Annotated in this window: 10 protein-coding genes; 4 read left to right on the top strand and 6 right to left on the bottom strand. The window is 57.5% G+C overall.

Features of this window, described 5'->3' with window-relative positions:
* Window positions 1-145: 145 nt before the first annotated feature.
* Window positions 146-574 (top strand): CoA-binding protein, encoded by a 429-nt coding sequence (locus tag Q8M73_06065; protein ID MDP2288115.1) that lies wholly within the window; start codon window positions 146-148, stop codon window positions 572-574.
* A gap of 15 nt (window positions 575-589) precedes the next feature.
* On the opposite strand, the gene Q8M73_06070 is transcribed toward Q8M73_06065, so the two are convergent.
* Window positions 590-1360 (bottom strand): thioesterase family protein, encoded by a 771-nt coding sequence (locus tag Q8M73_06070; GenBank protein ID MDP2288116.1) that lies wholly within the window; start codon window positions 1358-1360, stop codon window positions 590-592.
* Between the two features lie 447 nt (window positions 1361-1807).
* Between Q8M73_06070 and Q8M73_06075 the strand changes: the two genes are divergently transcribed.
* A complete protein-coding gene (locus tag Q8M73_06075) occupies window positions 1808-3037 on the top strand; it encodes an amidohydrolase family protein (GenBank protein MDP2288117.1) in 1230 nt (409 codons plus the stop codon).
* Window positions 3038-3130: 93 nt separating this feature from the next.
* Here Q8M73_06075 and Q8M73_06080 read toward each other — a convergent pair whose 3' ends face one another.
* The gene (locus tag Q8M73_06080) at window positions 3131-4519 is read right to left on the bottom strand and encodes a lipocalin-like domain-containing protein (protein MDP2288118.1); all 1389 of its coding nucleotides are present in this window, start codon (window positions 4517-4519) and stop codon (window positions 3131-3133) included.
* Window positions 4520-4634: 115 nt separating this feature from the next.
* Here Q8M73_06080 and Q8M73_06085 point away from each other — a divergent pair, with 115 nt between their 5' ends.
* Entirely contained in the window at window positions 4635-5513 is an 879-nt protein-coding gene (locus tag Q8M73_06085; GenBank protein MDP2288119.1) for a DNA-formamidopyrimidine glycosylase family protein, read from the top strand.
* A 28-nt stretch (window positions 5514-5541) separates the two neighbouring features.
* On the opposite strand, the gene Q8M73_06090 is transcribed toward Q8M73_06085, so the two are convergent.
* Complete coding sequence (locus tag Q8M73_06090; protein ID MDP2288120.1) at window positions 5542-6201, bottom strand: hemerythrin domain-containing protein; 660 nt, start codon at window positions 6199-6201, stop codon at window positions 5542-5544.
* A gap of 378 nt (window positions 6202-6579) precedes the next feature.
* Between Q8M73_06090 and Q8M73_06095 the strand changes: the two genes are divergently transcribed.
* The gene (locus Q8M73_06095) at window positions 6580-7395 is read left to right on the top strand and encodes an SDR family oxidoreductase (protein ID MDP2288121.1); all 816 of its coding nucleotides are present in this window, start codon (window positions 6580-6582) and stop codon (window positions 7393-7395) included.
* A 117-nt stretch (window positions 7396-7512) separates the two neighbouring features.
* On the opposite strand, the gene Q8M73_06100 is transcribed toward Q8M73_06095, so the two are convergent.
* The 3 genes from Q8M73_06100 to Q8M73_06110 are packed head-to-tail and all read right to left on the bottom strand — an operon-like array spanning window position 7513 to window position 9396.
* Complete coding sequence (locus Q8M73_06100) at window positions 7513-8274, bottom strand: glucose 1-dehydrogenase (protein MDP2288122.1); 762 nt, start codon at window positions 8272-8274, stop codon at window positions 7513-7515.
* Window positions 8271-8516, bottom strand: coding sequence for a hypothetical protein (locus Q8M73_06105; protein ID MDP2288123.1), 246 nt, complete (start codon window positions 8514-8516; stop codon window positions 8271-8273). Before Q8M73_06105 ends, Q8M73_06100 begins: the two co-directional genes overlap by 4 nt.
* 22 nt (window positions 8517-8538) lie before the next feature.
* Window positions 8539-9396: a hypothetical protein gene (locus Q8M73_06110; GenBank protein ID MDP2288124.1), complete on the bottom strand. Its 858-nt coding sequence runs from the start codon at window positions 9394-9396 to the stop codon at window positions 8539-8541.
* Window positions 9397-9843: the final 447 nt, after the last annotated feature.

Below are 9843 nucleotides of genomic sequence, written 5' to 3' on the forward strand. Positions count from 1 at the left end.
TGCCAGCTCGTGGCGGACGATGTCGAGCAGGGCATTTCTCGACAGATTCGCGCGCTCGCTCCCAAACTCTGATCACGATGTCAGCAGCTCTCCTGATCGTCTTGGGCTCCGAGCACATTGAACCAGTTGAGCGTAGGTTGATCAGATGAGCGTCATCAACGATCCGGAAGTCATCGCACGGCTCCTGCGGGTAGATGAGGTGTGGGCAGTCGTTGGCCTGTCAAACAATCGCACGAGAGATGCCTACCGAATTGCTCAACTGCTTCAGCAGAAAGGCAAACGAATCATCCCAGTGCATCCGTCAGCCGAGACAGTCCATGGCGAAAAGGGCTACCCGAGTCTCACCGCGGCGAATGAAGCATTAGGTCACATCGATGTCGTCGATGTATTCGTCAATGCGGACTTGGCCCGCGAGGTTGCCGAGGAAGCTATCGCTATTGGTGCAGGTGCAGTGTGGTTTCAACTCGGCGTCATCGATTCAGGTGCTGCCGATCGGGTGATCACAGCAGGGCTGGATATGGTGATGGATCGCTGCCCGGCAATCGAATGGCCGCGTCTTTCAAACCCAAACTAATCCTGGGCTATCGAGCTAGGCGCGACGAACAACCATCTCCTGGCTGGCTGATGCAACCATGCGACCGGACTCATCGTAGAAGTTGCCGCTGTAATGACCACGTCCCGATGACAAGGAGTGACCAGTCCAATCCATGAGGTGCCAATTGTTCAAATTGAACGGTCGATGGAACCAGATCGCGTGATCGATGCTGGTCACCATCGCGTCGTCTGGAAACTCGGGGAACTGAACTAAGCCGGTATAGAAGTCAGAGGCGTAAGTCATCGCACAGGCCTGCAGATGTTGGTCGCTACCTAACTCCGGCAGTACCCGACTCCAACTGCGTGGGGGATGGGCGAGCTGCAACTCCGGCGCAGAGTCAACAATCTGAATGTCGGAAGAGACGGGATGCGAGTAGGCCTCGAATGTGTCGCCGGGTGCGTTGGTGCCGGGGAAGGACTGTGACTGTGCTTCGAAGCCACCTTCTGGGGTGTGAAACGATGCCAGCGCATTCATCAAGAGGCGACTTCCTTGTACAACTTTCATCTTGCGCGCAGAGACTGAACGGCCATCTCGTTCGCGCGTAACGCGAATTTCTACAGGCGTGGAACAGTCTGCGGCCGCGACGAAATATGCATGCATTGAATGTGCGGCCCGACTCACTGACACCGTCGTGCAGGCAGCCATGAGTGCTTGAGCGAGCAGTTGGCCGCCATAGATATGTGGGTTCGCAGAATCGAATACTCCGGTGACGAAGACATCGTCTCCAGTGTCTTGCATTGCGAGTATGTCAACCAAGGTCGACATGTCTTTGCCTCCATAGGACTCGCCGCTATGACCGACCACCAGCCCGATGTGGCGAGTCAGTCCTTTGCCATTGAAGCATCTAATGAGGGCTACGTGAGTGGTATTTCGGACTAATAGCGCAAACAGTGTGTAACGGAAAGAAGGGTATTCCCGGGCCTGAGAACAAGGCCAGATGTGGCGACATTGTGGACGTGAACACTGGCAAGGTGCTTGGCTTACAAGCGTGCGTGAAACACCTTGCCTCAAGAGCTTGGCATTCAACATGTGGTGTCTGAATGTTGTGATGAGCAGACACCCAGTTTCAGCCTCACTTACGAGTGAAGAGGCCCTTCACTCAGCCATGTGCGACTGGAATATCACCAAATGAATTGACGCCAAATACAGCACCAACCGCATGTGCCAAGTGGGGTAAGTAGTGGTCCGGTGCCGTGAGAAGGAGTGAAATCTATGAGCGATCAGCGTTATCTGACGGAGCGAGTTGACGACACGGACGCCATTCTTGGCGATCTGAAGATCATTGACGGCGACAGCCATTTCAGCGAACCACCGGATTTGTGGACTTCGCGTGCACCGTCGAAATGGAAGGACCGGATGCCGAAGTGGGACACATTGAATGGCCAGACCGTCTGGACAATTGACGGCAAGTACTGGTGTGGCATGGGCGGCAACACGATCAACAAGAACATGGAGAAGGTCCTTGGAACTCTCTCCCTGCCCAACGATGAGATTCCGGACTCGAACTGGACCGCGCAAGGTCGCCTGGACATCATGGATCGTCAGGGTGTGTGGGCCTCAGTGCTGTTTCCGAACGCCATTGGCTTTACGTCCAACGCGGTCATGTCAATCGAGGATGTCGAATTCAGAAACATCGTCTGCCAGATCTACAACGATGGCATGCTCGATACGCAGAATGAATCTCAGGGTCGACTTCTCCCGCAGGCAATCCTGCCCGTGTGGGACATGGATCTCACACTCAAGGAGATGACTCGTCTGCATGAGGCAGGTATTCGCGGATTCACGATCTCCGACAAGCCGTTCGCTCTCGGTCTCCCGGATCTTGATCAGCCCTATTTTGCGCCACTGTGGTCGCGCGCGAACGAATTGGGAACGGTGTTGAACTTCCACATCGGTTCAGGTGTGGTGCCATTGGGCGAGGGTCAGGCGATTACGGACTCGCCAGTATCGGACATCTTCTGGCAATCCTTTGGCCCGCAGAGGCGGCTGGCAGTTCTTGCGACGCAGTTCTACATGTCGAACGCGCGAATCATCACCAATCTCATTATGAGCAACATGTTCGACAAGTACCCGAACGTCAAGGTTGTCTCTGCTGAGAGCGGCATCGGCTGGGTTCCTTTCATGCTTGAGGCATGTGAGTACCAACTTGACGAGATGGTGACGACCAAGGAGGAGCGCAGTTTGCAGCAACGCCGACCAACTGAGTACTTCCGAAGCAACGTGTATGTGATGAGTTGGTTTGAGCGCTCTGCGATGAAGATTCTCGATGACGTGGGAGTCGACAACGTGATGGTTGAGACCGATATTCCTCACCCCACGTGCCTGTTTCCCAATTCGCGTGATCACTTCGCTGACGTGACACGCAACTTGGATCCGACAGTGCGTCGCAAGCTCCTGCAGGACAACGCTGCTGGCGTGTACAGGGTCAACATGCCTCAGTAGGCAAGGTTGTTGTGGGTGCCGGATCTCGTGTCCGGCACCCACAACATTGCGTTACCAGTCGTGGGCCTGGGTTGTGACTTCACACTTCGAGTTCTAGAAGGTCTGCTCAATCCACGCTGTTCCCCCAACAGCCTTGCCCTTGAAGATGCCCTTGGCCTTGGCGACGCCCTCGTAGACAGAGCCGCTCCCACTGGCGCTGGGGAACTCCTGTGCGTCCATCAGAGTTGTGACAACGATGTCTGCCCCAAAGGACGGAATCTGAACGCGGAACTGTGTGAAGTATGTGTCGCCGCTGTCTGGGCTCTTCCAAGTCCGTCCGAATGGTGTGACCGTGCTGCCAACGAGGTAGGTGTCGCCGTTGGCAGCCTGGAGAGTCGCGTAGCCGACCATCGCCTTGTTGAGAGTGGGCGTCTGCCCTTCGCCGACGACACCGACATTGGAGATTGAGAAGCCATTGTCGAGCTGCATGTCCTGCAGGATCCACTGGACTGGATTTGCAGCGGTGCCAAATGCGCCGTACTCATGGTCCATCCAAGTGATTCCCTGGACCGGGAACTTCTTGCCGTCAATGGTGATCGCACCCTTGGCTTGCAGATTCGTCAGGGAGAAGTAGTAGTTGTTGTTCTGCACACTCGTACCCGTTGCACCCGGATTCACGCCGGTTCCCCAGACGAAGAAGGGTCGGCCCTTCTGAGACAGGGTGAGATCGAGTGTGACTGGCGTCATCGAGGGATCATCGGTCAGCAGTGCCTGCACGCGCATGTTCTTAGTGGGGTCTGCGGCTGGAGCAGCCATCGACACATAGGTGGGGAAGGCGACTGCCTTTGCACCTGTGCCGTTGCCTGTGATGGTGACCTTCGGTGGAGTGGTGTAACCCTTGCCAGGCGAAGTGAGCACGATCCCCGAAACGCCACCATTGCTGTTGAGCTGCGCCGTTGCTGAAGCGCCACTGCCGTCACCTGTAATCGTGACGGTCGGAGCAGCGGTGTAACCGGAGCCAGCATTGGTGAGTTGCACGCCGCCGAGCTTGTTCGCGGCATCGCCGAGGCGCGCATACCAAGGCTTACTTGGATCCGACTGCGCCCACGTGCTTGGCGAGAAGTTCCCCGGCGGTAGATACGACGTTGTCCGCTTGTAGTGACGTTGCTTTGCCACATCTGTGACCGAGATCTGCGAGAAGCCGAAGCCCTGTCCAGCGAAGGATGCCGCGTTGATCTCGAAGCCGAAGGTCCGCTTGCCGGCGCGCAAGGTGCCGGTATGCCACCACCACTCGGTTGGCGCACCTGGGTGCAGGTACATGTCCTTGGGCAAGGACAACACGACTGAACTTGGTGGAATGGGTGTCGGCACTGGAGCCGCGGTCGGCGCTGGGGAACTCGTCGCTGCTTGGCTTGCAGTGCTGCCCAACGCGGCGGTGACGCTGAGGGCTACGACGATTGCGCTTGCTGTGATGTACCGCGACTTGCCGCGACCTCGTGTCATGGGGAGTTCCTTCCAGAGCGGAGTTCGCTAGCCAGTTGTCGCCATCCTAGGGAGGTGTGTGCCGCTACCAGCAATCTTCGGCTGATGAATGACGCAGGTCGCGTACCCTCATTGAATGCCAGAACTGCCCGAGGTAGAGGCGCTTGCTCGATTTCTTGACGAGCGTACGACCGGGTCTGGAATTGCGAGCTTGGTGTTGGCGAGCGTGAGCGCCCTCAAGACATTTGATCCGCCTCTCGCCGCGCTCGTGGGGCAGCGCGTCAAAGGGGTGTCCCGCCTGGGCAAGTTCCTGGACATGTCGACCGACTCGGGCTTGCATCTGGTATGGCACCTGTCAAGGTCCGGATGGGTGCAGTGGCGTGACGAGGTGTCCTTGGCCCAGGTCAAGATGGGCAAGGGGCCACTGGCGCTTCGACTGTCGTGTGTCAATGACGGCGAACCGGCCGGCGGATTCGATGTGACCGAGGCGAGCACCCAGAAGCGGCTCGCGGTCCACGTTGTTCGCGACCCAATGAAGATCCCCGGAGTCGCGCGTCTGGGGCCCGATGCACTGTCTGCAGAACTCACTCTGGATGCCTTCAGCGCGATCCTGGCTGAAGCAGGCCGAGCCCAGATCAAGGGCGTGCTGCGCAACCAGTCCGTTATCGCCGGAATCGGAAATGCCTACAGCGACGAGATTCTGCACTCCGCTCGACTCTCACCATTTCACCCGTGCAACTCGCTTACGCCGGATGAAATCTCCTCCCTTTACGCGGCGATGCGCACCGAGCTGACCACTGCAATCGAGAACAGCGTCGGTCATGGCACGGGTTCCCTGAAAGCGGAGAAGAAGTCCAATTTGGCCGTGCACGGAAGGGCGGGGCAGACCTGCCCAACGTGTGGTGATCTCGTGCGCGAGGTGTCGTTTGCTGACTCCGCCCTGCAGTACTGTCCGACCTGTCAAACGGGTGGCAAACTCTTAGCGGATCGTCGCACGAGCAAGTTCCTGAAGTAGCGCACGGCTGCGCCAAGCTTGCGTTTTGCTAGCCCCAGCAGCGAGAACTGTGCCGACGGTAGGAGAAGGCAAAACCGCGGAGCAGGACAGGCCGGACGAAGAGTGGGATAACGCTCGCCACGTATCTCTTATCCTCATCGCTTGCATCGTCCAGGAGCCATTGAGTCGTGAAGCCCAATTGGAAAATTGACCTGTGCTTGATGTTGTACTGCTGATCCCATTTCTGCCAGTCCTGGCTGGTGAGCGTTGAAGCCACCAATGGCAGAAAGTCATTCTCTTCATGCATCAGGTGCGGGATGAGAGCAGATTCAAGCAAGTCAATGGCTGAGATGAGTTGTGCTGGCTGCCCAGCCTCATCGCCCAATTCGAAGCGCACGGATTCTTCCTGAATTGCGCGGAGTCCGGGCCCGATTGCCTGATGCTCGGCCTCCATGACCTCGAGAAGCTCATCGGCATCGACAGTGCGGGATCGGACGAGTGGGAAGAGCCCCACGTCCTCACTCACGTGGTGATGATGCAGGAACTGCATCATCCACCGGAGTTGAACAGCCAGTGCCTTGCGCTGCGCGTCTGCCAGCGGAGCAGCTGCCAGCACCTTCCTGGCACGAGCCAAATCGCGGCCCAGTGCACTGTGCACGATCACCATCATCTGCGTGTTCGCGGGTGCTTTCGACGCACTCTTCGCCACCTGGTCTCCATCTTTCGTTCTCGCGTCTTGGCTCTCGTCCGCGCTCGTGGCCTTGATCGACTGATCGCGTCAACGATAGTCGCCCGCCGCTTCTGTCATGAAGGCGATGGTTGCGTTCTGAGCCGATCATCTGGCGCGGCTAGCTGTAGATACCGACCGCGGATCTTTCCGCATTGGTCTTGTGAATCAAGTGCGCGATGCGCACGACCACTTTGCCTCTGAGGGCTGACCTGAGGTGAGCGATGTTGGGGGACAGCAGCTTCCGTCGCCCCTGACTTGTGCGGGGCTGAGGCAAATGCCATACGTGTATTCGGTTGGACACCTAGCATCGTCATCAGTCTGGAACGAAACAACGACATCGCCTCGAGGGAGCATTGAATGGATCTGGATCTTGCCAATCGGCGTGTGCTGGTCACCGGAAGCAGCTCTGGGATCGGCACCGGAATCGCTCAGGAGTTCGCCGCTGAAGGTGCACTCGTCGTCGTGCATGGACGCAATGAGGAGCGAGCCAATGCAGTGGCTGACGGCATCCGAGCAGCGGGTGGGCAGGCAGCAGTTGCAGTTGGAGATCTTTCCAACAATGAAGGCGCGAGTGCAGTAGCTCAAGCCGCACTTGCGGCTTTTGGCGGCATCGACATACTCATCAACAACGCTGGCGGCGGTTCAGAGATCGCCGAAGATGTCTCCTTCTTCAAGATGACGCCCGAGGACTTGATCTATACCTACGAGGCGAACACTGTGGCCGCCTTCCGGCTCATCCAGGCATTGGTACCAGCCATGCGGGAGCGTGGTTGGGGTCGGGTCATCAATATCGCTTCAGCGGCCGGAGTCACTCCCACTTCAGCTCAGCCGGACTATGGCCCTGCCAAGGCGGCGATGATCAACTTGTCCTTGGGTCTGTCGAAGACCTTGAAGATGACGGGTGTAACTGTGAACTGCGTGTCCCCGGGGATGACGATGACAGAGAACCTGGTGAGCGGCATGCTCACCACGTTCGCCCAGAAGCGCGGCTGGGGCGATGACGTCCAGCGAGCGAAGGACTACTTCGTGAAAGGAACTGGCCAGACGGCAAACCGACCCGCTGAAGTTGCCGACATCGCCTATGCCTGTGTGATGCTGGCCAGTCCGCGTGCTGACATCATCAACGGCACCAATTTCCACGTAGATGCCGGAATCTCTCCAGCAATCAACTAGCAGGAATCCCCTTGCTCCACGATCACCGCCACCACTGTCTGCCTTTCGGCGAACAGCCAACACCCGTACGCACGCGACGGGTTATTCAGCTGTCACACCCTTGTAGGCGAGCCCTCGTCAGCTAGCGCCACCGTCGACGCGGATGGTGGCTCCGGTCGTGTACGACGAGGCACTCGAAGCTAGGTAGAGCACAGCACCAACAATCTCCTTTGGGTCCCCGATCCGACCCATTGGCAGACCTTGGATGGAGGGCTGGTCTGGTCCGGAGTAGAAATCTCTGACAATGTCAGTGAGCATGGCTCCGGACATCACGCAGTTGACGCGTACTTCAGGCCCGTATGCCGCAGCAAATCCCTGAGTCAATGTGTTGAGCGCTGCTTTCGCGCTGCCGTAGGGGATGTTGTCTCCGCCGGGTCGCACGGATGCTCCAGAACTGATATTGATGACTGATCCTGAGCCAGCTGCCTGCATTCGTTCACCCACGAGTGCTGTCAGTCTGAAAGGGCCCTTGTAGTTCAGGTTGTTGATGGAATCGAACAGCTGCTCGGTGACGTCGGTATTCTTGTCGTAAGCGGGGGAGACTCCGGCGTTGTTGATGAGGACGTCGATCTTCCCAAAGCGCGCGTACACAGCGTCGACGAACGGTTCGAGTTCATCCCATCGTCCGATATGCACTGAGTAAGGCATTGCAGCACGCCCGTAGACGCGCTCAATCTCATCAGTCACGAGTTTGCATGCATCGAGTTTTCGGCTGGCCACCACAATGTCAGCCCCTGCCGCGGCGCATGCCAAGGCCATCTCCTTTCCTAGTCCGCGACTGCCGCCGGTCACAACAACAGTCTTGCCTGATAGGTCAAAGAGTGTGTCCAGAAAGCTCATGCGACTGCGCCTGATGCACGCATTTGCGCGATTCTTGCCTGGTCGAATTCGGATATCTCCCGCAGGATTTCGTCGGTATGTTCACCGAATTCCGGTGCAGGGTTTCCGGGGCCAGCATCTTCATTGAACATCACGGTCGGCATCACTATGGCTTGTGTCTCCTTCGCATCGGTCACCATTCGAATCATGCGATTGGGCTTCACCTGCGCGTCGTCAAAACTCAGCGTCCCGATGAAGCTCAACTCACTTCTTTCCAATCACAGATCAGACACTCACTGTTTCGCGGAATTGAATGCGGGCTCCATCGGTGGCCGACTCATCCAGTGCTAGCAATGTGTATTGGGGCGTTTCGATCTCGGCCACGGAAAGGCCCTTGGATTCCAAGACATTCTTGGCCGCATCGAGCGACCTTACGGGCAGGGTCACCGCGTAGATCGATGGACCTCGAGCATCAAGAGCGGCCTTGATGTCTGCCTCTCTTGCTTTAGCGGTCGGGGTGATGAATTCAACGATGTGATCGTTGAAGTCGATTGCGAATGAATTCTCCGCCGTGCCTGCGTGGGTTCTCGAAGGCTCCCGGTTGGTGAATTCGCTCATCCAGACGACAGAGGATTCAGCATCGGGTACGCACAGGGTCACTGTCGGGCCACCGGCTAGACCAACAGGGTTGCTGTTCGCGCCAACTGCCGGATCCCAATTGTCTTCGCCTCGAGGGTCATCTTTGAAGTAGGCCGTCGTCAACTCCAGGCAAAGACCCTGGCAGTCACGCGGGTGCAGAAAGATGTAGTTCCCGGGTGATTGATCCGTGATGCGCAGCCCGCGTTGGTTTGCGATTTCGATCGCCTCGTCCAAGTTGGGAACGGTCCACTCCAGAGAATGCCAGCGTTGTCCGAAGCGCTTCAAGGTGGTGCCGATTGCCTTGTCTGGATCAGTCGGGGCGAAGACCTCGAAACATGCGGCTCCTGCCAGATAGACCGCGTTGGCACCGCCGAAGTCCGGTTCCTTGAATTCCATGAAGACTTCCGCATCGAATACGTCTCGGTAGAAGTTGAGCACATGGTCATAGTCGTACGCGAATTGATTGACATGTCCATGACGCAGGACATCTAGTGTTGCTGTCATCGATCGTCCCTTCCCTTGCACCTCATCGAAGTTCGATGGCTTTGAGACTCTGAAGCTCCTATAGGCCGCACGCGCCAAGCTTGCGACTGAAGCCGGACTCCTTCACCCGGCGAATGTATGCCAACTCCGGCGAAGTGGTGGTCCAAGTCGGGAAATCCGCACACGCTGCAGCTAGGGATGCCCGGTCCGAGCCCGAGGTTGAGCCTTCGGCCGCGATGGTCTTTGATGCTCCGAATTGCCGTTGCGGTCAACGTTGCGGTCAATTCACCGCGAGGTACAAAGCTTGCCTCACAAAAAGTGCGCCCGGAGGTGTCTGAGTTCTTGACATTCAGGACGGGTGTCTCCAGACATAGAGGACGTTCTTGGTGGGGGTCCTGTTATGTCGTTGGCACGTGTGGTGGTAGCCGCTGTTGTGGTTGAGGGTCGTTCGAAGGCGTCGGTGGCTCG

This window comes from Actinomycetota bacterium, from assembly GCA_030684515.1.
Taxonomy (GTDB): domain Bacteria; phylum Actinomycetota; class Actinomycetes; order S36-B12; family S36-B12; genus UBA11398.

Excerpts from the sequence above, each read along its gene's own strand:
- Q8M73_06110 (MDP2288124.1), bottom strand. The coding sequence starts at position 9,396 with ATGACAGCAACACTAGATGTCCTGCGTCATGGACATGTCAATCAATTC.
- Q8M73_06075 (MDP2288117.1), top strand. The coding sequence starts at position 1,808 with ATGAGCGATCAGCGTTATCTGACGGAGCGAGTTGACGACACGGACGCC.
- Q8M73_06085 (MDP2288119.1), top strand. The coding sequence starts at position 4,635 with ATGCCAGAACTGCCCGAGGTAGAGGCGCTTGCTCGATTTCTTGACGAG.
- Q8M73_06070 (MDP2288116.1), bottom strand. The coding sequence starts at position 1,360 with ATGTCGACCTTGGTTGACATACTCGCAATGCAAGACACTGGAGACGAT.
- Q8M73_06100 (MDP2288122.1), bottom strand. The coding sequence starts at position 8,274 with ATGAGCTTTCTGGACACACTCTTTGACCTATCAGGCAAGACTGTTGTT.
- Q8M73_06095 (MDP2288121.1), top strand. The coding sequence starts at position 6,580 with ATGGATCTGGATCTTGCCAATCGGCGTGTGCTGGTCACCGGAAGCAGC.
- Q8M73_06065 (MDP2288115.1), top strand. The coding sequence starts at position 146 with ATGAGCGTCATCAACGATCCGGAAGTCATCGCACGGCTCCTGCGGGTA.
- Q8M73_06080 (MDP2288118.1), bottom strand. The coding sequence starts at position 4,519 with ATGACACGAGGTCGCGGCAAGTCGCGGTACATCACAGCAAGCGCAATC.